At 67.7% G+C, this 22,529-nt stretch carries 18 protein-coding genes and 4 pseudogenes; 10 read left to right on the top strand and 12 right to left on the bottom strand.

Features of this window, described 5'->3' with window-relative positions:
- The first annotated feature begins 49 nt into the window (after positions 1 to 49).
- Positions 50 to 832, top strand: coding sequence for a TSUP family transporter (locus ACFT7S_RS00110; protein ID WP_382724901.1), 783 nt, complete (start codon positions 50 to 52; stop codon positions 830 to 832).
- 854 nt (positions 833 to 1,686) lie between these two features.
- On the opposite strand, the pseudogene ACFT7S_RS00105 reads toward ACFT7S_RS00110, so the two are convergent.
- Both ACFT7S_RS00105 and ACFT7S_RS00100 read right to left on the bottom strand, forming a co-directional pair.
- Positions 1,687 to 1,971: pseudogene (locus ACFT7S_RS00105) on the bottom strand (nucleotidyl transferase AbiEii/AbiGii toxin family protein); the annotation flags it as partial.
- A gap of 78 nt (positions 1,972 to 2,049) precedes the next feature.
- Positions 2,050 to 2,298 carry a hypothetical protein gene (locus ACFT7S_RS00100; RefSeq protein WP_382724899.1) on the bottom strand — a complete coding sequence of 83 codons (249 nt, stop codon included), beginning with the start codon at positions 2,296 to 2,298 and terminating at the stop codon, positions 2,050 to 2,052.
- A gap of 29 nt (positions 2,299 to 2,327) precedes the next feature.
- Between ACFT7S_RS00100 and ACFT7S_RS00095 the strand changes: the two genes are divergently transcribed.
- On the top strand, positions 2,328 to 3,566 hold the full coding sequence (locus ACFT7S_RS00095) for a SpoIIE family protein phosphatase (protein ID WP_382724897.1): 1,239 nt from the start codon (positions 2,328 to 2,330) through the stop codon (positions 3,564 to 3,566).
- Positions 3,567 to 3,763: 197 nt separating this feature from the next.
- Here the strand turns inward: ACFT7S_RS00095 and ACFT7S_RS00090 are convergent.
- The 4 genes and pseudogenes from ACFT7S_RS00090 to ACFT7S_RS00075 form a co-directional block, all read right to left on the bottom strand.
- Positions 3,764 to 4,101: pseudogene (locus ACFT7S_RS00090) on the bottom strand (transposase); the annotation flags it as partial.
- 59 nt (positions 4,102 to 4,160) lie between these two features.
- Positions 4,161 to 4,400, bottom strand: a pseudogene (locus ACFT7S_RS00085) (CorA family divalent cation transporter); the annotation flags it as partial.
- A gap of 1,043 nt (positions 4,401 to 5,443) precedes the next feature.
- Positions 5,444 to 6,223, bottom strand: coding sequence for a class I SAM-dependent methyltransferase (locus tag ACFT7S_RS00080; RefSeq protein WP_382724895.1), 780 nt, complete (start codon positions 6,221 to 6,223; stop codon positions 5,444 to 5,446).
- A 321-nt stretch (positions 6,224 to 6,544) separates the two neighbouring features.
- On the bottom strand, positions 6,545 to 7,366 hold the full coding sequence (locus tag ACFT7S_RS00075) for a polysaccharide deacetylase family protein (RefSeq protein ID WP_382724893.1): 822 nt from the start codon (positions 7,364 to 7,366) through the stop codon (positions 6,545 to 6,547).
- Positions 7,367 to 7,648: 282 nt separating this feature from the next.
- Between ACFT7S_RS00075 and ACFT7S_RS00070 the strand changes: the two genes are divergently transcribed.
- Both ACFT7S_RS00070 and ACFT7S_RS00065 read left to right on the top strand, forming a co-directional pair.
- Positions 7,649 to 8,815 (top strand): sensor histidine kinase, encoded by a 1,167-nt coding sequence (locus ACFT7S_RS00070; RefSeq protein ID WP_382724891.1) that lies wholly within the window; start codon positions 7,649 to 7,651, stop codon positions 8,813 to 8,815.
- A complete protein-coding gene (locus ACFT7S_RS00065; RefSeq protein ID WP_382724889.1) occupies positions 8,812 to 9,456 on the top strand; it encodes a response regulator in 645 nt (214 codons plus the stop codon). Before ACFT7S_RS00070 ends, ACFT7S_RS00065 begins: the two co-directional genes overlap by 4 nt.
- A 100-nt stretch (positions 9,457 to 9,556) precedes the next feature.
- Here the strand turns inward: ACFT7S_RS00065 and ACFT7S_RS00060 are convergent, their stop codons facing one another.
- Positions 9,557 to 9,997: a hypothetical protein gene (locus ACFT7S_RS00060; RefSeq protein WP_382725915.1), complete on the bottom strand. Its 441-nt coding sequence runs from the start codon at positions 9,995 to 9,997 to the stop codon at positions 9,557 to 9,559.
- On the opposite strand from ACFT7S_RS00060, the gene ACFT7S_RS00055 reads away from it, so the two are divergent.
- Both ACFT7S_RS00055 and ACFT7S_RS00050 read left to right on the top strand, forming a co-directional pair.
- Positions 9,881 to 10,456: a DUF6300 family protein gene (locus ACFT7S_RS00055; protein WP_382725857.1), complete on the top strand. Its 576-nt coding sequence runs from the start codon at positions 9,881 to 9,883 to the stop codon at positions 10,454 to 10,456. The two genes, ACFT7S_RS00060 and ACFT7S_RS00055, sit on opposite strands and share 117 nt — an antisense overlap.
- 452 nt (positions 10,457 to 10,908) lie before the next feature.
- The gene (locus tag ACFT7S_RS00050; protein ID WP_382724887.1) at positions 10,909 to 11,277 is read left to right on the top strand and encodes a hypothetical protein; all 369 of its coding nucleotides are present in this window, start codon (positions 10,909 to 10,911) and stop codon (positions 11,275 to 11,277) included.
- A 443-nt stretch (positions 11,278 to 11,720) separates the two neighbouring features.
- Here the strand turns inward: ACFT7S_RS00050 and ACFT7S_RS00045 are convergent, their stop codons facing one another.
- A complete protein-coding gene (locus ACFT7S_RS00045; protein ID WP_382724885.1) occupies positions 11,721 to 12,701 on the bottom strand; it encodes a GNAT family N-acetyltransferase in 981 nt (326 codons plus the stop codon).
- 964 nt (positions 12,702 to 13,665) lie between these two features.
- Here ACFT7S_RS00045 and ACFT7S_RS00040 point away from each other — a divergent pair.
- Positions 13,666 to 15,630 (top strand): HelD family protein, encoded by a 1,965-nt coding sequence (locus ACFT7S_RS00040; protein WP_382724883.1) that lies wholly within the window; start codon positions 13,666 to 13,668, stop codon positions 15,628 to 15,630.
- Between the two features lie 107 nt (positions 15,631 to 15,737).
- Here ACFT7S_RS00040 and ACFT7S_RS00035 read toward each other — a convergent pair whose 3' ends face one another.
- The 3 genes from ACFT7S_RS00035 to ACFT7S_RS00025 all read right to left on the bottom strand — a co-directional run bounded on the left by ACFT7S_RS00035 (position 15,738) and on the right by ACFT7S_RS00025 (position 19,279).
- Positions 15,738 to 17,468, bottom strand: coding sequence for a Tn3 family transposase (locus ACFT7S_RS00035; protein ID WP_382724882.1), 1,731 nt, complete (start codon positions 17,466 to 17,468; stop codon positions 15,738 to 15,740).
- Positions 17,469 to 18,170: 702 nt separating this feature from the next.
- Positions 18,171 to 18,611 carry a DUF1877 family protein gene (locus ACFT7S_RS00030; protein WP_382724880.1) on the bottom strand — a complete coding sequence of 147 codons (441 nt, stop codon included), beginning with the start codon at positions 18,609 to 18,611 and terminating at the stop codon, positions 18,171 to 18,173.
- 182 nt (positions 18,612 to 18,793) lie between these two features.
- A complete protein-coding gene (locus ACFT7S_RS00025; protein WP_382724878.1) occupies positions 18,794 to 19,279 on the bottom strand; it encodes a hypothetical protein in 486 nt (161 codons plus the stop codon).
- Positions 19,280 to 19,787: 508 nt separating this feature from the next.
- Between ACFT7S_RS00025 and ACFT7S_RS00020 the strand changes: the two are divergent.
- Positions 19,788 to 20,205 (top strand): annotated as a pseudogene (locus ACFT7S_RS00020) (IS5 family transposase); the annotation flags it as partial.
- A gap of 50 nt (positions 20,206 to 20,255) precedes the next feature.
- On the opposite strand, the gene ACFT7S_RS00015 reads toward ACFT7S_RS00020, so the two are convergent.
- Positions 20,256 to 20,771: an MmpS family transport accessory protein gene (locus ACFT7S_RS00015; RefSeq protein ID WP_382724876.1), complete on the bottom strand. Its 516-nt coding sequence runs from the start codon at positions 20,769 to 20,771 to the stop codon at positions 20,256 to 20,258.
- A 345-nt stretch (positions 20,772 to 21,116) separates the two neighbouring features.
- On the opposite strand from ACFT7S_RS00015, the gene ACFT7S_RS00010 reads away from it, so the two are divergent.
- Complete coding sequence (locus ACFT7S_RS00010; RefSeq protein WP_382724874.1) at positions 21,117 to 21,554, top strand: hypothetical protein; 438 nt, start codon at positions 21,117 to 21,119, stop codon at positions 21,552 to 21,554.
- A 55-nt stretch (positions 21,555 to 21,609) separates the two neighbouring features.
- A partial coding sequence (locus ACFT7S_RS00005) for a DNRLRE domain-containing protein (protein WP_382724872.1) occupies positions 21,610 to 22,529 on the top strand: 920 nt, incomplete at its 3' end.

The raw sequence follows: 22,529 nt of genomic DNA, 5'->3' as shown, positions 1-22,529 counted from the left end.
GGTGCGAGATGGCGATACGGGGCGCACGTTCGAACGACCGGAGGCTGAAGTGGCAGGGTCGGCGGAACTGTACGGGCTGGCCGTCGGTCTGATGATCGCGGTGGTGACTGCGCCCGTGGGGGTCTCGGGTGCGGTGTTCCTTCTGCCCGTGCAGCTGAGCGTGTTCGGCGTGCCCAGTCCGGCGGTCACCCCCACCAACCTGTTGTTCAACGTGGTGGCCGGGCCTGGCGCCCTGCTGCGCTATCGCCGAGCGGGCCTGCTGAACAGCCCGCTGACCCGCCGCTTGGTGATCGGCACCCTGCCCGGCGTTGTCATCGGAGCAGTGGTAAGGGCCTTCGCCGTCCCCGGCCCCACCGCCTTCCGCCCACTCGTCGCCGGATTGCTGATGCCACTGGGCCTATGGCTGATCGCCCGCACCCTCCGGCCCGCCCCGCCCGCCCCGGCGGCGGAGCCCTCCCCCCGCACCATCACCGGCCTGGCCCTGGCCGTCGGCATCGTCGGAGGGATCTACGGAATCGGCGGCGGCTCCATCCTCGGCCCCGTCCTGGTCGGCCGGGGCATGCCCGTGAGCCAGGTCGCCCCGGCAGCCCTCGCCTCCACCTTCGCCACCTCCGTGGCCGGGGCCGCGACCTTCGCACTGCTGTCCCTGACCGGCTCCGGGGACGTCGCCCCCGACTGGTACCTCGGGCTGGCCTGCGGCTTGGGCGGGCTGATTGGTGGATACCTTGGGGCACACCTGCAGCCCCGTCTACCCGAGACCGCCCTGCGCCTGCTGCTCGGCACCCTTGCCGCAGCCTTCGGGGCCCTCTACGCCGTTCAGTCCGTGCGATGACGCAACAGATCCCGGCTCCTGAATCCGGAAGGGAGCCGACGTGAACACGTCTGCGGAGTCATCCCCGAAAGGGCGGGGCGATCAAGCGTCCTGCTTGTCCAGAATTCTCTTCGCTCCTCCACGCATTCTTGAGTGGCTCTTGGGCTCGTGTGGAGTCATGTATCTGCTTGACGTCAATTCACAGCGGCTCGGAGTGCGCGTGCCGACTGTGGTGTTTGCTGCTGCGTGTACTGTCACCGCGGCCCTCGCCTTCACCGCCACCGCGTGTGGCGACTCCTCCACGGAGGACACGTCGCCACGGCCGTGATCAAGGAGCTGGCACAGAGGGGCCGGAAGCAGGGGCGGGACGAGCCGGATGGGACGACCCAGTCCATCGTCCTGGAGACCCTGAAGGTGCTCGCCGCTCTGGGCCGTATCCACCTCGGAGCGTTGACGGCCAAGCGCCTGGGACGCCTCCTTTTGGACGAGTCAGGGCTGAGCGCGCGGCCCGTGTGCGCCGTCGAGCGCTCTGACACGTACATCCGGTGTCGGCCGGTCGATCGCCGACCGGGTCCCGGGCAGCCGCCGCGACGTGGCACTCGCCTGAGCAGCAGCGTGCGACCAGGCCGAGAAGGGCCGTCCGGCCGTACATCTGAGCCTTGCCGACGACCAGGTGCGGCGCGACCGGGAAGCGGCGGGGGCCGAACGCGAACGACGGCTCAGGGAACTCGGAAGCGAGGTGGACCAACGCCGTACCGCGACCAAGGCGCAAGTCGGCACAGCGGTCGGTACCTCACGGACCGCGGTGATCCTTTTGCCTGTCCCAGCACACCGCCTCCCGCGACGGGACAGTCAGTCCCGCCTGTGCCCCCGGCGACCTCGCATTCCTGCCCTGCCGCCGGGTCGGACACGGTGAAGCGGGCGGACAGCGGGGCGGTCTCCAGCGCCTGCACCTGCCACCCCAGCGCTTCGAGACCGCTACGGAGCGCGGCCGCGATATCGGCCATGGGCGCCGGGTTCGCCGTGGCGACATCGAGGTCCTGGCTGGTGCGGTTCACGAGGCGGTGCGCCCGCACGGCATACCCGCCGGTGAGAACCAGGGGATACGGGGAGCCGAGCGCGATCACATCCGCCAAGAGCCGCGTGTGCTGCTCCGGCATGTCCGTCACGCGGCTACTCAAGTGCCCGTCATTGAGTACCAGGAAGAAGAGGCTCAGCACTGAGCCCGGGCAGCCGCCTCAGGCTGCATGGTCGCTCCGCTCAACGAGAGGCACGTCGGGGCTGTCGATGTCGGCCTCGGGAAGCCCGAGGTGGGCCCGAACGGCCGCGTTGTCGCCCGTGGCGTCGGCGAGCCGGGCGGCGGCCTCGAAGGCCCGTGCCCGGATGCGTTCGATCTCCTGCTGCGCGTCCTCGATGGGGTGCCCAGGCGTCTTGATCCTCTCTCGAGCCCGGCCGCTGGATCGCGCGTAGATTGGAAGTGCAGGCAATGGCGCTCACAGGCCACGGAGAGCGCGTGATGACAGCGGACATTGATTTCACGGCGTTCTTCGACGCCACACCAAGCCCGTACCTCGTGCTGGACACGGACCTGGTGATCCGCTACGTCAACACGGCATACCTGCAGACCACTGGCCGGACCAGAGACCAGTTGATCGGGAAGTACTTCTTCGACGCCCTGCCGGAACGTCTCGGCACCCCCGACCACACACAACAGAACCTGAAGGCGTCACTGCACCTGGTCCTGGACACCGGGAAACCGGACACCTTGGTGCTGCAGCGGTACGACATCCCCGCCCTCGACCAGCCAGGCGGGTTCGAGGAGCGATGGTGGTCCAAGATCCATACCCCGATTCCCGGGCCTGACGGCAAGGTGAAGTGGATCGTCCAACGGGCCGAGGACGTCACCGCCTTCGTCCACTCACGCCTGGCACGCCAGCTCACCGAGGAGTTCACCGAGCGGGAGAAGGGCATGGCAGCCGGGCTGTACGCGCGGGCCGGCGAGCTGCACCGGCTGAACCAGGAACTGAGCCAGGCCCACGCCCGCGAACGGCAGGTCGCCGTCACCCTGCAGGAGGCCATGCTCTCCGTCCCCGACCTGGACCACCACACCGACAACATCGCCGTGCGCTACCTGCCGGCGACCACATCACTGAACGTGTGCGGCGACTGGTACGACGTCGTTGACCTGGCACCCGACCGCTACGCCGCGGCGGTCGGAGACGTTGTCGGCCACGGCCTGCACGCCGCCGCCGTCATGGGCATGCTCCGCAGCGCCCTGAGCGCAGTCATCCGTGCCATTCCCAGTCCCGCCCAGGCCCTGGAAGTCCTCGGTCTGTACGCCCGCTCCCTGGACGGCGCGACGGCCGCAACCGCGGTCAAGGTCCTCATCGACACCCGCAGCAGACTGATCATTTACAGCAGCGCCGGACACCCGCCGCCCGTCCTGCTCCACTCCGACGGGACGTGTGAGCTGCTGGACCAGGCGACCGATCCGCCGCTCGGCGCCCGTCTCCACCATGTCCCCCGCCCCCAGGCCGGCCTGCCCTATACCCGTGGGGACACCCTTGTGATGTACACCGACGGCCTCATCGAGCGCCGCGACGAGGACATCGACGCCAGCCTGGCACGCTTGACCGCAGCCCTGGCCCAGGGCAGCACCCTCACCCCTGACCAGCTGGCCGACGCGCTACTGGCCCGCCTCGACGTCGCGGAGGGCGCCGCCGACGACATTGCCCTCGTCGTCATCCGCCTATAACCTGCGCGGCCTCTCGACAGCTCATGGCATGCGGCGGATTCGTTTAACCTCGCCGTTTCGGTTGGGCTGAGGCGGCTGCGTTGATCATCAACTGTTGGGTGGTCGAGGCGATTCTGTTGCCTGGGCATGGTGGAGTCCCGGCGCAATGGTCGGGTTCTCCGGGTCCTTCGGATCGTGGGTGGGCGGGGGGCCGCAGGTCAGTCAACCGGTCGGGGCAGTGCGGCAAGGCGGTGGAAAGCCGTGGCCAGTTCGTGTCTCCAGGGCCAGGTCGCCGAGATCCGCAGGCGGAGGCGGCGTCCACCGCGGGTGAGGCGGGCGGCAACGTGTAGCAGCCGGTGGCGAAGTTTCTTGGGTTCGGTGGCGGCGAGTTCGCCATCCAGCAGGAGGACGCGGGCCCAGGCGAGGAGATCGATCGCCGTGAGGCTGAGTTCAAGCCAGGTGGCGTTGACGTCGAATGGCGGGAGGGGAAGCGGCCGAAGCCAGTGTTCTTGCCGCACCGGATGTGGTCCTCGACGGTGGCGTGTCCGCGGTGGCGGACTGACGGACGGTGATCGCGTAGCCGGGCCCGGCGAACACCATGATCTCGCCGGTGTCGACGATCTCGCTGGTCGCGGTGACCTTCTCGTGGTCGACGTAGACGATCGTCTTCAGGACGAGGAACAGCATGTCGCCGTAGCGTTCCAGCTTGGGCCGCTGATGGGCGTGGACGGCGTCCTCGACCGCCAGGGGGTGCAGGCCAAAGACCTCGGCGATCTCCTGCAACTGCTCCGCGGTCGGCTCGTACAGGCCGATCCACGCGAACCGCCCGGCCTCCGGGTCGTCGATCCCTCGCACCGGGCGACCTACCCGCCGGTCACCAGACACAGGTATGGCTCGCCACCCACCACGTGACCCCGGGCTCTGGCGGTTACTGGTACCACCAGCAGCCCCAGACAGGCCTGGCACTCCCGCCTGGGCCCGCACGGAACCCACGACACCGTGCTGCGCTGGCAGCGGTTCACCCTCTGGCTCGCAGGAAGGGCGGGATGCTGGGCCCGCGAGAAATGCAGAAGCACTTGTTCGGCGTCAGCTCGTCAGGGCGCGATTGTACGCCGACATCCGCACCCGACACGGGGTTGGTGAACCACCCACTCGCGAAGCCCGGTCAGGGTCCGGAGGGGCAGGTCCGGAGCGAAAGGAGCGCCAACCCGGCCCCGCGCGGCTGATGAGACTGGGAATTCCAGGCGTCCGAGTACTGGACAGGCCGAGCCGGTCCAGATCTGCGGTACAGCACACTCACGCGCACGGGCGGGCCCTCACGCGGGCTCCGCGATCCTCACCTGCCCCACTTCCTCCACCGCTCAACCAAGTGAGGAACCCGAGTAGCCCTGAGGGAAATCGCTGATCCCCGTCAACGCCAAGGAGCAGCCCATCTCCCCGCCACGATGGGACCACTGCTGATCTGGGCGCTGCGCATACGCCGCGCTCGCCGGCAGAGCCGCTTTCGGTGCCACGGTCGCCTTCGCGCGCTCGGCGATCGGCTGACCTGTCCGAAGGCAGGCAGAACCGCGGGCAAGCCGAGCCACGAGAAGCAGGGCCCCGGGGCACCCTCCACGAGGGCACCCCGGGCAGGCCCGGCCCCATCCGCCACGGAGAGCAGCCCCTCGCCCCAACCTCCTCGGCGTTACCGACCGTCATCACAACCGGCCCTTCACGAACGAGATTGGATCTCGGCGAGCAGGCCGCGGATGCGCGACTCGATCCCGTCGCGGATCGGGCGGACGGCGTCGACGACCTGCCCGGTCGAGTCGACACGAACAGACCCTGGCCGTCAGGGAGCGCAAAGACCTTCAGTACCGCCCGAGCGCACTCCTGACTGGGGAAGCCTCAGCAGCCTGTCATTCCGGGCTGCTGACGCGGATCTTGGACTGGCCGTGCCTGCGCTTCTCCCAGTCGTCCATGAGGCGGGCGCACAGGCCGTGCTTCGCGGCGAGGGCGATCAGTGTCTCCGTGCGGTAGTAGAAGTCCTCGCGCAGCACCTGGTGTTCGGTGCCCACGGTACGGTCGAAGGTGAAGTCGAAGAAGCCGCAGGGCGCCAGCACGCGGCCGACGTGCGCGAAGCATTCGTCGATGACCTCGATGGGCGAGTGCGAGAAGACGCTGTGCGCGTGGACCACGTCGAAGTGGCGGTCCGGGAGGAAGTCCAGCTTCAGGTCCTGGGTGATGGTGAGGTGCGGGAGCTTGCCCTGGAGCCCGTACTTCGTCAGCGTCTCCTTGGCGGACATGAGGATTTCCGGCGAGATGTCGATGCCGTAGTAGTTGCCGGTATCGAGGTATTCGATGAAGCGCCAGCCGGCGCGCAGGTTGCCGCAGCCGACGTCGAGCATGCGGTGCTGCGGCGTCAGCCCGTGCTCCTTGAGGTAGTCGAACTGCATCTTGCCGAGGGCGAGCCAGCGGTCGTGGGTCTGGCTGCCGACAGCGGCCTCGGGGCTGCGGCTGGTATCGGAGGCCATAACGGCGCGGTAGTAGTCGACGTGGTTGGGGTGCTTGAGGCGGAGCCAGCTGTCACGTGCGGTGCGCTTCACGTACGGGGCGATACGGGCTGGATTGCACATTGCGTAACTGACTTTGTGGGTGAGGCTGGTGCGGTTCGCGGTGAGATTCTTCTTGGTGGCCATGGATACCTCCGTCATCGGCCGTGTACGAGCAAAGGAAGAAAGGAATAAGCCCTTTGAATGTCTCTGGTGGAAGCCACTCGCGCGCTGCGGTGTGGCGCACCAAAGCGGTAACGCCGTTTTGATGAACGGCATCCCGAGGCCACGTTCCGCTCCGGGCGCGTAGTGTTGAGTGATGCTGATCATTTAGCAGCATCCGCGCCGTTGACCTGCAACGATGCTGCCACTGGCAGGCTCTGGAAGACCGTAAAGTCAGCGGCATTGTGCCTAGCCCGGCACCGGCAGAGACTGGCAACACAGGCGGGGGACGGGGCCGGGACGATCTCAGGGTTTGTACACCTTGCCCGGTTCCGGGACAGCCGGAGCGAGAAGCTGGGACACGGTCACAAACGTGTAGCTGCGCGCCTTGAGCTCCGTGATGATGCCCGGCACGGCCGGCACGGTTCCGTCGTAGATGTCGTGCAGCAGGATGATGCCGTCGCGGTCTGCGGCGTCGAGGATCCTACGTGTGATGAGGGCCGAGTCAGTCGTGGAGTAATCCTTCGCGGTGGCGCTCCACAGTACCTGCGCGAGCCCCAGCTCCCGGCTGATGCGCGAGACTTCCTCGTTCGTATGCCCTTGAGGGGGGCGCATCAGGGAGGGCGTGCGTCCGGTGAGCCTTTCGATGGCGTTCTGGGTCCGGGACAGTTCCGTGCGTATGCCGTCCGCGTCCAGGTCGGTGAGGATTCTGTGCGACCACGTGTGGTTGGCGACCTCGTGGCCTTCGGCTGCGATCCGCTGCGCGGTGTCCGGGTAGCGGTCGACGTGTTTCTTCCCGAGCAGGAAGAAGGTCGCGGGCACCTCTTCTCTCTTCAGCAGGTTCAGCAGGCGGGGAGTGTCCTTGCCGGGGCCCGCGTCGAACGTCAGGGCGATACATCGTGTGTTGCGGCAGTCGACCGGGCCGGTCGCGGTCCTGCCCTGGGACACCGCCGCGTTCCGGGCCTCGCTCGGAGAAATGCGCTCCGGCCAGAGGCTGGTGATGCCCAGGGAGACCAGCACGAGGCCGGCCGCAGCGGCGCTCAGCCAGATGGCTCTCCGCTTCCGCGATCCGCTGCGGGGGTTCTCGGGCCGGTCGCCCGACTCATCCCGGGACCTGTTCGCAGGCATGGAAGATCTCACTCTCATCAAGGGAAAGGCGTGGAAGGAGAGGGGACGCGCGATCGGTGGGAGCTCGTCAGGAGGCTGCGGCGGTGGAAGCCTGGCGGGAGATCCGAACGAGTGCGCTGTGCACGGCCTCGACGCTATGCATGCCGGCCGGGCAGGCCATCGGGAGAAGGATCAGGCGGCTGTAGCCGGAAGTCGTATCTCGCTCCGGGCCGGCACCTACCAAAGTTTGATTCCGCGTCCCGACCCGCACTGAACGGAACCGGCTCGCATAGCGTGTGGGGAATGCGTCCCCCACTCCGTTCGAGAGCTCTCGACCTGCTGGTCGTCCTGTTGGCTGCTGGTCTGTCCCTCGCATTGATCTCTGCGACGGGCGACGGTCCGGCGCTGATTCCGCAGTTCTCGTTCTGGCCGCTGCTGTACACACTGCGGCTCATCGGACTGTCCGAGCCCTGGATGATCTGCGTCCTCGCCTGCGGGACGCTGTGGTGGCGGCGCCGATGCCCGACGGCGCTGGCGGTCGGGCTGACCGCTGCCGGTCTGGTCCTGCCCCTGGTAATTCCGGCGACGGTGGCTGTGTTCTCCGTAGCCGTGTACCGGCCCCTGCGGACGACGGTGTGGGCGTCTGGGGTGGCCGTCGCCCCCGTACCCCTGTACTACGGCCTGCGGGCGCACTATTCCCTGACGGTCGAGTCCCTGGTTCCCGGGCTGGCCGGACTGGCACTCGTCGCCGTCGCGGTGGGCTGGGGGCTGTTCGTGCGGTCCCTGCACGAGCGTGCGGAACGCGCCGAGGCGGAGGCGGCTCTGCGGGCCGAGCAGGCGCAAAGGGCGGTGCGGGAGGAGATCGCCCGGGAGATGCACGATGTGCTGGCGCACCGGCTGTCGCTGCTGAGCGTGCATGCCGGGGCGCTGGAGTTCAACCCAGGCGCCCCCGCCGACCAGGTCGAGCACGCCGCGGGGGTGATCCGGGAGAGCGCGCACCGGGCTCTCCAGGAGCTGCGGACCGTCATTGGTGTCCTAAGGGCGCCCACACTCGAGGAGTACGGCGCAACCGGTCCCACGCCTTCGCTCGGGGATCTCGAGCGGTTGGTGCGGGAGTCCCGTGAGGCGGGAATGCGTGTCCGGGCCGATGAGCTGATCCTGGAGCCTGACTCCGTCCCCGCGCTGACCGGTCGTACGGTCTACCGGATCGCCCAGGAAGGTCTGACCAACGCCCGCAAGCACGCCCCCGGAGCAGTGGTTCGGATCGCGGTCACCGGCAGTCCGTTGGAGGGGCTCACGGTCGAACTCCGTAACCGCGCCCCGCAGAACAATCCGCGGGCCGTGATTCCGGGGAGCGGTCAGGGGCTGATCGGCCTGGCGGAGCGTGCCGCGCTGGCCGGCGGCCGGCTGGAGCACGGCCGCACCGGCGGCGACTACCACCTGCGGGCCTGGCTACCGTGGGCCGCATGATTCGCCTGCTGCTCGTCGACGACGATCCCCTGGTCCGATCCGGTCTGCGTCTGCTCTTCGCCGGTGCTCCCGACATCTCTGTCGTCGCCGAGGCAGCCGACGGCAGCGAGGTCATGTCACTGGTTCGCGAGCTGGCCCCCGACCTCGTGCTGATGGACATCCGCATGCCGACCATGGACGGGCTCGCCGCCACACAGATGCTGCGCAGCCGCACGCCCTCGCCGGAGATCGTGATGCTGACGACCTTCCACTCCGACGACAACGTCCTACGGGCCCTGCGCGCCGGGGCGGCCGGATTCCTGCTCAAGGACACCCCACCACGCGAGATCGTCGAAGCCGTGCGCAGGGTCGCAGCGGGGGACCCTGTGCTCTCCCCCACAGTGATCCAGCAGCTGATCACGGCGGTGACCGCAGACACGGGCGTCAAACGGCAGTCGGCCCGCGCGCGTCTCGCCCTCCTCGGGGTCCGTGAGCGTCAGGTGGCCGCAGAAGTCGCGGAGGGGCGAGCCAACGCCGAGATCGCCGCCGAGCTGTTCATCAGCATCGCAACGGTGAAGGCGCACGTCTCCAGCATCCTCACAAAGCTCGACCTCAACAACCGGGTCCAGATCGCGATCCTCATACACGACGCGGAGCTTTGACCCCGATCCTGCGACCCGCCACTTGCGCCCCGCTGTTCGGGATCTCGAGAGGGACGGCCGACCGGCCAGCTCTGAGCCCCCACTACAGAACGTCATGAACCTACGGACCTGAGTCCCACAATTGCTCACATTGAGCCGACACTGCGAGTGCGCCTTGAGCACGGACTCGTACGTTTCCGCAGGAACCAGTGCGCACCGAATCGCGGAACCGGCGGATCGTGGGGTCGTCGTCGGCCACGGCCGGGATGTTCTCCAGGACCTTGGCGTAGCCCGGCCACTGGCCGTTGGGCTTGAGCCAGCCGGAGTTCGCGAAGGCCAGGCCGCGGATGAGGGTGTCCCACGCGTTGGCAGCCAGGGCCTGGGCTCCGCTGAACATGCCGTGCTCAGCCATGCGCACGCACTCTTCGAGCAGTGCCTTCTGCTCATAGAACTGTGTGTCGGTGACGGCTGCGAGAGCTGCCTCGCAGGAGGTGAGGATGGCCGGGCGGCAGTCGTCGATGACCTGCGCACGGGAGGCTGCGTCATCCGCGTCGGCAACCATGACGGCAGCATCGAGACCGTCAGCGCCGAACAACTCGCCCGGCTGTACCCCGACCGGGACGAAGACCAACAGCCGGCCCGGCCCTGCTCCCGCTGCGGCACCGACCTCCTCCTGCACTGGTACGGCCCGCTGATGACCGGCATCTGGATGGAACTCTGCCCGGCCTGCGACACCCGCCGTCTCGCCGCCCGCGCGTTCATCCAGTGGTACCGAGACCCAGACCGCGATCCGAAGGCGCTGCCGAAGCTCTTCGAGGACTGGGACGAGACCATGCACGCCCACGGCTGGCCCCGCGCCCCGCAGCCCGAAGCACCACCCAGCCCACCCAGCCCACCTGACCCTCGTACCGCGCGGGCAAGGCTGAGGCAGGTCCGGACACAGCACGGCCCCCGGGGATCAGCCATGACATCCCCGGGGTCCGCCGCATGCTCCAACGTCAACGAAATGCGGGCCGCGTAGGTGTCGTCAACGGGGCGTTCGCCCAAGCGATTCAGGCCCTGGTCGTCTACGAAGCCCAGGCCCTGCGCGAGGTGCTTCCCGCCATGGCGCAGGAAGAGGACACACGGGTTGGTGCCGAGTTCCCCAAGTCCCCAGCCGCAGGTCCCCGGTTGGCGGATCTCGCGGGCACCGGGACCCTAGAACATCCACATGTCCAGATCGCACATGCCGTCGTCGCTGATTCCGATCGCCGACGCGTGAGCGTCCTCGTGCCCGGCTCCAACTCGCAGCGCACAGTGGAGCGAACCTCCGGGGTGAGCATCTCGTCGAAGCAGACCCCGAAGCGTTGAGTTGATCGCCCGAGTGCCGTCTGAGGTGCACTCGGATATCCACGACCTCGCACGCCGGGAGAGGGCTTCGGTGCGGGTGAACTGGAGCGGCGATCCGGAAGTCGCGGCATGGGGGGGGTATCCATGGGTGCGGCGCTGGAGCTGGGCTTGTCGCCCGAGGTTGAGGGGTACTGGCAGCGCCAGGACACGATGATTACCGATGCTCTGTTCGTCAGCGCCGAGCTGGCCGATGACCCTTATGGGGCCAAGCCGGTCCTTCAGTGGCGAGATGTCCGCGAGGAAGAGCCGAATGCCGGGATATGGCCGATGAAGGCCGAACAGGACCGGCTCCGTTTGGGCTGGACACCTCTGGAGAGCATCGGTCCGCTCCGGTTCGGCATGAACCCGCAGCAGGTTGCGGCCACGCTGAACGAAGTACCAGCTGCCCGTCACGGCCGGTACCCCTTTGGACAGTCATGGGAAGGCATCGGAGCGTGGATGCTGCCTCGCTGATTACCGAGTCGCCGGCTCTGGTGGCCCGTACGTACATGTTGAGACCGTCCGGCCCCAGATCTCCGCCGCAGCCGAAGACCAGGCCCGTCTCGTGCTCTTCGGTGTGCTGGATCAGGGCCGCGTCAACAGCGGAGACAGGCATGCCGATCAGCCGGATGCCCTCGTACTCGACCTGTGGCCGGTGCGGCCGTGCACGGTGACGGCGCCCAGGGTGGGCGGCGTGCTGAAGCCGCAGGAGTAGTGGGCGGTCACGCCGGCGGCATCGAACCGCTCCTGGTGCCCGGTTCTGCAAAGCGGAGTGGGAAGACCACGGCTGACACACAAGATGGCTCGATCACAGACCGAGCCAAATATCACCCAGCGTGGCCGCGTCACAGAACTTGAGCCAGAACCCGAGTTCGGGCAGCTCCGGGCCTTCTTCGCGGGCCGAGTGCGGCGGGGTCTCAGCGCCAGTCGTCGATCACGTACGCGTCGGGGTGGCTGTAGCCGGGTTCGTTGGGCCTGTGCATGGCCACGCCCTGCAACCAGGTGCGGAAACCGCGGTCGACCATTCGCCGGTAGGCATCCTGGCGGGCCAGGTTCATTCCGGCGTCCAGTTGCCCCAGGCCGCGCTCGGCGGCGAGCCGCTCGCACGCGGTGAGAAGTTGTTCGAACCGGTCGGCCGCCTCCCGGCCAGGGCGCACAGCGCCGAATTTGACGAAGCACACGTCCTCTCCGGCCTCCGACCCGGCTCCGCAGTGGCAGACGGCCAGGCCATCGAGCTCGGAGCCGGCCCCCTGGAGCAGGATGGTGTCACCGAGTCCCTGCGCGTGCGTGGCCACGATCTCGCGTTCCACGCTCAGACCCTCGAACACGGAACCGGTCAGTGTGCGACAGAGGCTGAGGGCGTCGAGCCGCTCGGCGGCGGGAAGCTCGCCGTACAGCACTCGGCCGGGGACCGCAGCACTGCCTGCGACCTGCTTCTTCATGATGGCTGTGAGGAATCGGGGCCAGAAACCGTACCGGCGGTAGAGCTCAAGGTGCTTCGGACTGTGCGAGAAGGTGAACAGGCCCAGGTGGCGGTTCTCCCAGGTGTCGAAGCAGTCCATGACCGGCTTCATGAGGCGCCTGCCGATGCCCTGGTCCCACAGGTCCGGACGTACGGTCAGCGGGCCGAAGTACCCGACGCTGCCCCAGTTGACGGCGAAGTTCGATGCAACGACTTCGCCATCGACCGTCGCTACGAAGGCCGCCTGTGGATCGGCCGTCCATCGAGTGCGGACGTAGTCGGCGGTCCCGAAAAACGTCTTCGGCTCGGGAGCCCCGAGGAACGTCCCGAAGGCGACCCTGAAGATCTCGTCGGCCCGATCCAGGTCCGCCTCACCCAGCGGGCGGACCGACACTGGGCCCGTGCCACTCTTGTGCTCCCCTGCCGGTGGCATCATCGCTCTCTCCTTCCCGACCCCCCTGTTTCATCGCACCACGGACGTGCGCCGCAGGCGAGGCGAAAGGCCCACCGATACCCAGGGACCGAGGACCCGGCCGGTCTGCCTTGCCTGTCCCCCGCCCGGGACGGGGAGTCAGTCGACGGGTGCTGTCCACTCTTGGGTCGGCACACATTCCGCGAACGATCCCGATTCCGGCTCCATCGGGCCCGTGCGGTCTTCGATCCGCGCTGGTAGCGCGCCTCGCTCCTCACTTGACGCACGGGCCAGGAAGATCGTTCACGGAATGTGTGCCAGAACCCACAACTCGTGAATAAGGCCAGCGGATCCAGGTTGGGCGGGGCCGGGTCGGATGGTCCGGGCACGGACGGGCCTGCCGCCGGGCGTCGCGGCGGCGAACGGGGTGAGAGTTCACCGATCCGTTCTCTGGGTCGGCCGCGACCGACGGCGGCGTGGTGCTGCGGTCCTGAGATGGGGCCGTCGGCACGGGTCGGGCAGTGGTGGACCGGTCGAGGGCTTAACCCATTCTGTGCTCGTCTCCTCGGTCGGGTCGCCAGACGAAGCGACCAGATGCCGCCTGGCAGTGAGCTCGATGGCGCCGGTCGCCTCGCCGGATCTTCCCCCTTTTCCCGAGCGCGGCAAACATCGCCGGCATCCAAGGGCGGGCTCGCCATAAGGCAGGCGGGCATCGGGAGCGCAATTAGCGATATACGGAACGGCGGAATGCATGATACGCCATACGGGCAGCCGTCATGGATTCGTAGGGCCATGGCTTACCAAGTAAGTCAAGACTTATCTTTAGGGAACTTTGACCGTATGGTGTGGCTCGAATCGAAGGAGCCCCCTGTTGTCGAAAATGAATGATCCCGCTGTGCGTGCGGTTGAATCGGAGCGGGATTATGTGTCCTCCTTATATGAGTTGCTCACCGAGCGGCTTTCCGAGGCGCGAGTACACCGAGCGAGTGTGCTGAAGGCCCCGGCGGAAAGCGCCGGTGAGGCATACGAGAGAGAAATCGCCGCCGAGCGTCTGGCCAAGGAAATCGGCCGGCTGGAGGGCGCCGAAAAGGGGCTGGTCTTCGGGCGCATCGACTGGACGGATGGCACGGCCCTGCGCATCGGGCGGATCGGACTGCATACGGAGGAGGATGACCTGCCTCTGCTCGTGGACTGGCGCGCGAACGCGGCGCGGCCCTTCTACGAGGCGACACCGGTCCACCCGATGGACCTGCGGCGGCGCCGGCACCTGCGCCTCGAGGAGCGCACGGTCATCTCGGTGAGCGACGAACTGCTGGACGGGACCACCCCGACCGACGAGGACGTCGTGGGGGACGGCCCGTTGACCGAGGCTCTGTCGGCACGGCGTACGGGCAGGATGCACGCGGCCGTCGCGACGCTGCAGGCCGAGCAGGACGAGATCGTCCGCTCCGCCCACCGCGGGGTGACCGCGGTGCAGGGCGGGCCCGGCACCGGCAAGACGGTGGTCGCCCTGCACCGGGCGGCCTATGTCCTGTACGCGTTCCCGCGCGCCGCGGAGGAGGGTGTCCTGGTGGTGGGCCCGAACGCCCGGTTCCTCGACTACATCTCCCAGGTGCTTCCCTCGCTCGGAGAGAACGACGTCGTTCTGGCGACCTGCCGGGAACTGGCCGGAGTGTCCACGGACACGGTGGACCCGTTCGATACGGCGCGTCTCAAGGGCAGCTCCGACCTCGCCGACGCCTTGGCCGGCCTGCTGCGCGTCCACCAAGCCCCCGCCGGTGACTTCACCGTGCGGGTCGGACAGGAACTGGTTCACCTGTCCGGCGAGGAAGTCGCCACGGCACGCGACGCCGCCGTGGCAGCCGCACCGGGGCACAATCCCGCGCGCCAGGTGTTCAGGGAGCTCTTGGTCGACGCCGTCACCGACGCGATGCAACGAGACATGGGCGACCTCCTGGAGCAGATCGACGCCGATGCCGCCAGGATGACGGGCATGGACCTCGACCGGTTCACGGGAGCCGCCCAGCGCCGTGCCGAAGGTGCGGCCGACTCGGGTCCGGTCCACGAGCTGGACCTGGACGCCATCCGAGCCGATCTCCTCGACGACGCCGACGTCGACCGAGCGGTCGAGGTGTTGTGGCCGCGGCTGGTACCCGGTGACCTCGTGAAGGCGCTCCTGACGAACGCCGGCGCTCTCGCCGAGCGCCTGCCCCGCCTGACCGCGCAGGAGCGGTCCCTTCTGCTGCGTGGTCCGGACGACCCGTGGACCGATGCCGATGTGCCGTTGCTGGACGAGGCGGCGAGCCTGGTCGACGGCCCCCCCGAGCAGACGTACGGGCACGTCGTCGTCGACGAGGCGCAGGAACTGACCGCCATGCAGTGGCGGATGATCGTCCGCCGCTGCCCGGCAAGGGCGATGACGCTGGTGGGTGACTTCGCCCAGGCAGGCCCGGTCGCGACAGCACGCGACTGGAAGGAAGCACTGAGCTCCCACGTCGGACCGCGGTTCAAACTGCACAACCTGACCGTCAGCTACCGCACCACGCAGGAGATCCTGGAGAGCGTCCGGGACCTGCTCACGCGGATCGCCCCGGACCAGAAGCCCACACGGTCACTGCGAAGCGGTGAGAGCCCTCGCACCGTGACCACACCTCCGGACGGGTTGGTCACCGCCGTCGTTCAGGAACTCCGCGCCCAGAGCACCGCGCACCCGGGCGAGCTTCTGGGAGTGATCTGCGCGGACACCAGGGTGAGCGAGCTGACGGCCCAAGGCATCGCTCACCACGCACGCATAGTGCCGGCGTCCGAAGCACGCGGCCTGGAATTCGACGGGGTCGTCGTCATGAACCCCGAGGAAATCATCACGGCCCGCCCCGGTGGGGAAAGGGACTTGTACGTAGCCCTGACCCGGGCCACCAAGCGCCTCTGCACAATCACCGTCCAGCCCGCCTGACGACTCGGCGCCCGCGTCGTCGCCGCGGGCGCACCCGGCGCGGTACAGACACCGGCCCGCGCGCACGGGGCTGCTCGCCGCCTCACCGCTCGTGGCCGCACCCGGCATCACGCGGCCTGGTCCAAGCCGACGACGTTCAGATCCCCTTCGCGCAGCAGGGCGAAGTCGACGTCGAGCTTCGGGTCGTACGAGTAGGGTTCGATGCCGAGTTCGTGCGTGCCCGCCTCGCCGAACAGGGCGTCGATGTGCACGTACTCGGTGGTCTTGCTGGGCCGGTAGAAGGTCAGGCCCTTCCAGTTCCTGATCCTGGGCATGAGGTCGAAGCCCAGCAGGTGTGCCAGGGTGAAGACAGGCAGTGACTGGCCCTGGGTGTCCGCATGCACGGTGGTGGGCTTGACCTCGGAGGCCTTCTTGAGCATGCCCTCGATGATGTAGACGGCCTCCCATACCCCGCACGGGATGAAGTGTGTGAACAGCGCGATGTAGGTGTCCGAGATGTGGTGGTAGGCGATGCCGCCCGGCTTGCCGTGCCGCACCGAGGTCTCGGCGAGCAGGTTGTTGAGGTAGGTGTCCATGTGGGTGCCGTCCGCCGCCACGGCGGTGCCGTCGCCCCATGCCTGGGAGATGTCGAGGCGGGCGTGCGCGTTGACCAGGTCGGCGACGGCCTCGTTCAGCAGCGCGATGGAGAAGTGCCGGTTCGCCACGTACGACAGCTCATGCCCGGACACCCCGGGGATGTGCTTGGCCGCCTCGTACGGGCCCATGTTGGTGCCCTTGACGAAGGTGGTGAGCACGTAGCTGCCGAACGGATCGTCAAGTTTCGGGTCGTTGCCCGAGGGTGGGCCGACGCGTCGCCACCATTCCACCCAGTACGCGGTGCGGGCCACGATCCCCATCAGGGTGCGCTCCGGCATCCGGGCCTTGACCTCCTGCTCCAGCCGCTTCACGGAGGGCCGCTGCCCCTCGGAGCGGTGTGCCTTGAGTGAGGGGATGCCGGTTTCCGGGTCGATGACCAGGCCCTCGTTGTCGGGATACCCGGCGTCCGCCGCCGCGGCGGACCGCAGGTTGTCCTCCAGCTGCCGGCGGAAGGACGCGGCATCGAAGCCGCCGGTCTCGCCCTTCTCGCACAGCCCGATTTCCACCAGGTAGTCGGCGAGCTTGTCCTGCACGTCCTCCCACGCGAGCAACTGCTCGGACCAGTCCGCGTACTCCTCCGAGCCGACCACCGCGACGTCCCCGGTGCGCAGCTCCTCGGCGAGGTGGGTGAAGACCATCGCCTCGAAGTGCTTGCGGACGAACCGCCCCGGCCGTGTCTTGTCGAGCACGGCCTTGCGCCAGTTCTGCGTGGCGAAGGATATGTCGACCGTCTTGCCGTCCTCGCCGAGCGCGCTGATGTACTCGCCGCGGGCGCTCTCGTGCCGCATCGCGTGCGCGAGCGCGGACCGCACCCGTCCGTCCTCGGATGTCGCGGTGAACTTCAGCTTCTCCGCGAGGTCGAACATCACCGACCGGTCCCGGCCGAGCTGCCCGTACAGCAGTACCTCCCAGAAGTTGCCGTGATGCGCGGAGACCTTCTCGATCTGCTCGTATTGCCCGGCGAACCCACCGAAGCCCTCCACCGCCTTGGTGACCGCTCCCAGGCCCCCGGCCTGCACCAGCTGGGCCTGCACCAGGGTGAGCACGGCCAGGGAGACGTCCCCGCCCAGCCGGCGGGCGAGCTCCTCCACCGGTGCCGCCTCGTCCAGCCCGTCCAGGGCCTTGACCGCGTCGGCGGTCATCCCCGCCGCCCGCTCAAGCGCCGCCTGGGCCGGGCCGTCGGCGTCGATGTTCTTGAGCACGGTGCGGTAGTTCCCGATCGTGCTGGGACACCTCGGGCAGTGATCCAGCAATAGGAGATCTCAGCCGTGGCCTTGCCGTGGACTGGGACTCGTACGTCACTTCGGCGGTTGGCACTCGCCGGACCGGCGGACGTTTGGTTCCACGCAGGGCACCCCGTCCAGGGTCTCTTGGCGGCCAGGAATCGACCCACATCTCCAGGATGTCCGCACTCGCCATCGAGGTTGATCTCGACGCCGCGATGCAGGCAGGACGACGATGCCTTCGCGGAGCTTCAGGACGGCTTCGGTCACGACGACGGCGCAGACGCGGCCCAGTAACCGGTAGCACACAAGTCGTCGAGTTCCGCGCTGATGATGCCACGCTGGAGACCCGAACGCGGAACTCCATCAGGGTGTCCCAGAAGAGCCGCGCGACGAATGCTGACGCGGAGAAGGGAGGGTTCAGCGACAGCTGGAAGTCGGAATCCGTGAGGACGGTCGCCCGGTTTGCTGGATTCCCACAGCAGCGCGCCGTCATCGGCGCTGCAACCAGGAGACCATGCCGGAGGGCTGTGGGTGGAGCAAGCTCGAAGTCCTCGAGGACGACCTGCCCGCGCGTCGTCCGGCTGCTCCGGGGGCGTTGAGGCGGAGCAGCCGGACGACGCCAGGATGATTCATGTGTTCCCCCTGAACGGCGGCGGCCGTGGGCGGGCCGTCGGACGGTCAGCCGTATACGCGCTTCGTCACCGCTTGCCCCGCGGCCGACGCGTCGAGATAGAACTTTTTCATCGCGTCGATATGCCCCACTAGCTGGATGACCATCCAGTCCGGAGCGCCACCCACGACACGCATTTTTCCCTTGTTCTGCTCAAGTAGAGCGTCGGTGTCCACTCCCTGAAGGAACTCGGACGCGACCCGGACCAGCTCGGGTTTCAGTATCAGCAGCACATCGAAAGGGCTCCCCAGGGTCGCCGCGTGCTCCCCACCGAGGACGGGCAGACACTCGGGTCCCGTTGCCGGGAAGTCTTCTCCGGTGAGTAGCACATTGACCTTTTGCCAGTCCTCACCCAGATTACACAGAACCCCGGCCTCCAATTCCTGAAGGAATGTATCGTTCTCCAGAGTCTCCGTGAACCGACTCTCCAGATACTCCGTGCCCTTCACGACCTCATCGGGCCCAACCCGACGCATTCTCAATGACGTACCCACAACGGACTCCTGCCTCGCTGAAACCTTGCCACCCGATCAACAACCGGCCGTAGCATGCCGCCTCGCTGAAATGCCGTCCCATTAGGACGTGTTGGCCGGGCGGCCTTGCAGGCCGCCCGGCCAACTTTCCTACCTTCTTAGAAGGCCATGGCGCCTCCTGCTATCAGCCCTCCGGCCACCGGGAACAGAATCGGGTCGTCGGCGACGCCGATCCCGGTGACATCGTCCGCGGCTGCTACGGCTCCGACTACAATCCCTGCGCCGATCATCAGGGTGCCGGTCAGCCAGCTGGGCCTGGTGGCAGGCTCCTCGGCCGGCTCCGTCTCAGGGAGTTTCTTGGTCTCGATCTTCTTCATCGAATAGGCGATCACGGAGGATGACCTCGCGGACGGCCACGCCGTCACCCATTCCGCCCCCTTCTTCCAGTTCACACCGGACTGTTCAGGGAATGCGAATCCGGCCTTAACGGTGCGGTTGTCCCCATTGCCCTTCAAATGCTTCTGAAGGGCGTCGACCTTGTTCTGGACGTCCTTCTTGCCGCCCGCTTCCGCGGAACCTCCGGCATGCTTGGCGTCCCAGATGTAGACGGGACGGCGATCCTGGACGCCACCCCCGAGGGCCACACCGAAACCGCCGACGGAATCACCAACCTTGCCCGTACCCTGGGCACCACCCTCGGCCCGGCCTGGCGGCGCTGGGCTCCGGTGGTACGAGCAGCTTCCGGGCCGGCGTGTGGGCCCTCACTGTCCTGACCCTGGCGGCCATCGCAGCTCTGCTAGCAGCTGGCCGACGCAGGCACCCAGCGAACTCCCCGGCTCCCTGAGCCGCCGACCCACCGCAACGGCCCCGAGCACAGGGCCATCACCAACCGCTGGGGCACCACCCACTACGGTCGGCTCTCCGGCCTGGTCGGCGCACCCACCCACAGCACCGCCGCCCTAGCCCCCTTCGCCGGCGCCGCACTTGCCGGACCGCTGGGCGGTTACCCAGTGCTCTTCCTCTTCCTCGCCGCACTCTCCATCACCGCAGCAACAACAGCACTCGGAAGCACGCTCCCGCGCGGGCAGCGGCAACCGCGCAGATGGAATCACGCTCCCCGCCAGCTCTGACTGATGGTTCGTTGTACCCGGCATGAGGCGGGGCGATCCGGCGAATGCAGAGTGGGTCCGGCTGGAGCCGCACCTGCCGACGGCAGGGCACGTGGTGGACGGTGGAACGATCACCGGATGGTGATCAACGGGATCCTGTTCCGCGTTGGAACCGGCATACCGTGGCGAGACCTTCCTGAGCGTTCGGCTGTTGGAAGACTGTTTACGAACGGCACCGACGCTGGTCGGCGGACGGCACGTGGGAGCGGATCCTGCGGGCTGTCCAGGCGGACGCCGATCTGTGCGGACGGATTGACTGGAGCTTGGTGAGCGTCGACTCGACGTCCCGCCGGGCCCATCAGCACGCTGCCGGAGCCCGCAAGAAAAGGCCACGTGTCCGAAATGGGACGACGCCCCGGCATCACCGCCCCGACGAAGGGCTTGGGCGATCCCGGGGAGGTGAGGTCGAGGGTCGCGAGAGAGTGGCTGACCACGAAGGAGGAGTCCGGGATCACTGGGCTCTTTCAGGAGATGTAGACGCTTCGGGGGTGGGCAGTTCGCTGGTGCAGGTGCTGCGTCCGAAGGCCCCTGATGCGGTGGCGCGTTGGACGTGTTTGCCGCCGATGGCGAGTGTGCAGCTGGCCTCGCCGCCCTTTTCGCCGAGGGTGATGTTGACGACGGGGGAGGTGCCGAGTGGCACGTTCACCGTCTTCTTCCAGGGCAGTTCGGCGTTCTTTACGACGGTGGCCCGGTCGCCCTTGCCGTCCCCGCGGTAGGAGATGTCGGCCGCGCCGTCGCCGAGTACCTCGTAGGTCACGGCAGCGGTGGGCACCGCGGACTCCTTGTCGGCCTGTTCGTTGCCGGTGTCGAGGATTCCGTAGGTGATGAGTGCGCCGCAGGCGAGCAGCAGTGCCGCGGCGACGGCGATGCCCCGGCGGTCGGGACTCCGGGACATCTTCCCGACGACTTCAGACTCGTCCGGCTGTTCGGGCTGTTCCGGGTCGGTTGGTTCCTGCGTTGTGGGCATGGCCGCGCTTTCGGTCGAAGCGAGTTGCCTGGGTTATACACCATCCGAATCGGCGCCTGCCAGGGTGCGGAAGAAACGGGTGAATTGGGACACTCGTTCCCTTCCGTTTCTCTTCGGGTTTCTCGTCTGGGGAGTCAAATATCCGAATTATGAATTCCCTTGACTGGGGTTCGAGGAATCCGTTAGACAGCGTCCGACCTTGATCGATACGTGACCGGCGAGGCCGCCTTTTCCCATGCGATGGGAGGGTGGTCCGGTCGTCATGCCCGGAGTCGGGGCGGTCGGGTCGGTATTCAGTGCGACCGGCAAGGGGGCCCTCGCCGGCGTGCCGATGAAGGGAATGGCGTGAAAGTCAGATTCGGGCGGGCTGTGGCCTGCCTCGTGGTTTCGGCGGTCGCTTCCACTCTCCTGCCGCAGGTTGCTTATGCGGCTGAGGTTTCGGGTGATGACGGCGAGGGAATTATTGATGCCTTCACGGGCTGGTTCTCCGACGACGAGGGTGACGGGAATAAGCCGGAGGGGGCGTCGACCGGCGGGAATCCTGCGCCGACGAGCCGGGAGAAATTGCCGGCCGGAAAGGCGGCTCCGAAGGCGAAGCGTATTGCCGAGCTGACGGGCAGGCGCACGGCGAACGAACGGTTCTGGCAGCTGTCGGACGGCCGGGTCCAGGCCGAGGTGTCGGTGACACCGACCGGGCAAGTCGTTCAAGGACATCGACCCGACGGTCACCAAGACCGATGCCAAGGGCTTCGCCCTGGCGAACACGACGAACGCGGCGCGTAGTTGGTTCGGTACGGACGCGGACAGGCTGCTGCGGTTCGAGGCCGACGGCCACACGGTGACCCTGGGCCTGGAGGGCGCGGGCAAGCTCGCCCCCGTGGCCAAGGGCAACACCGTGACGTACAAGAACGCGGTGGGCGGCGCAGATCTGTCCTATGTGGTGGGCCCGGGGCGGGTGAAGGAGAACATCGTCCTGGCCCAACGTCCCACCGGCCCGGTGTCGTTCACGTTCACCCTGGACGCCGGGGGTCTGACGCCGAAGGCGGGCAAGGACGGCTCGGTCAAGTTCTACGGCGAGGCACCCAACCCGGTGCTCGTGATCCCCGCCGCGTTCATGACGGACGCGAAGAAGGATGCCGCCGCCCCGTACGGTGCCGGCTACAGCCCTGCTGTCGAGCAAAAGCTCACCAAGGCGGGCAAGGGCTGGAAGCTGACCGTTACACCGGATGCGAAGTGGCTGGCCGCGAAGGAGCGGCAGTACCCGGTCACGGTCGACCCGACGATCACGATCGCGCCGACGCCGACGACCGCCCAGGACGTGATGATCTCCTCGGACGGCCCCGCGTCGAACTACGACGACAACTGGCGTCTGTCGGTCGGAAACACGAGCACGGGCTCCTCGCGTGCCCTGCTGCGCTTCCCCCTCGGCATCGTCCCGGCAGGCACCAAGCTGGACTCGGCCGACCTCAAGCTGTACTACGACCAGACGCACACCGCGGGTGACACCGAGGTGCAGCTGGAGGCGCACCGGGCCACGCAGGCGTGGACCGAGGACGGTGCGACGTGGAACAACGCCAACACCTTCACCGGTGAACTCTCCGGGACTTCCGTCCTCGTGGATGACGGTGACGCCGGGCGTACCGCGGCGGTGGGTGCCTGGCCCGCGTCGGGGAACACCGCGTACACCCAGTACGCCACGAACCTGGACTACCTGTACAACAAGGACTCGGTCGCCGGGGACACCTACACCTGGCAGCC

Source organism: Streptomyces sp. NPDC057136, assembly GCF_042670885.1.
Classification (GTDB): Bacteria; Actinomycetota; Actinomycetes; order Streptomycetales; family Streptomycetaceae; genus Streptomyces.
Note: the sequence above shows the minus strand (reverse complement) of the source record. Positions and strands in the feature narration are given on the sequence as shown.

Bases quoted from the DNA above. Each gene is read 5' to 3' on its own strand.
- ACFT7S_RS00095 (WP_382724897.1), top strand. From the start codon at position 2,328: ATGACAGCGGACATTGATTTCACGGCGTTCTTCGACGCCACACCAAGC.
- ACFT7S_RS00080 (WP_382724895.1), bottom strand. From the start codon at position 6,223: ATGGCCACCAAGAAGAATCTCACCGCGAACCGCACCAGCCTCACCCAC.
- ACFT7S_RS00075 (WP_382724893.1), bottom strand. From the start codon at position 7,366: ATGCCTGCGAACAGGTCCCGGGATGAGTCGGGCGACCGGCCCGAGAAC.
- ACFT7S_RS00070 (WP_382724891.1), top strand. From the start codon at position 7,649: ATGCGTCCCCCACTCCGTTCGAGAGCTCTCGACCTGCTGGTCGTCCTG.
- ACFT7S_RS00065 (WP_382724889.1), top strand. From the start codon at position 8,812: ATGATTCGCCTGCTGCTCGTCGACGACGATCCCCTGGTCCGATCCGGT.
- ACFT7S_RS00060 (WP_382725915.1), bottom strand. From the start codon at position 9,997: ATGGTTGCCGACGCGGATGACGCAGCCTCCCGTGCGCAGGTCATCGAC.
- ACFT7S_RS00050 (WP_382724887.1), top strand. From the start codon at position 10,909: ATGGGTGCGGCGCTGGAGCTGGGCTTGTCGCCCGAGGTTGAGGGGTAC.
- ACFT7S_RS00045 (WP_382724885.1), bottom strand. From the start codon at position 12,701: ATGATGCCACCGGCAGGGGAGCACAAGAGTGGCACGGGCCCAGTGTCG.
- ACFT7S_RS00015 (WP_382724876.1), bottom strand. From the start codon at position 20,771: ATGCCCACAACGCAGGAACCAACCGACCCGGAACAGCCCGAACAGCCG.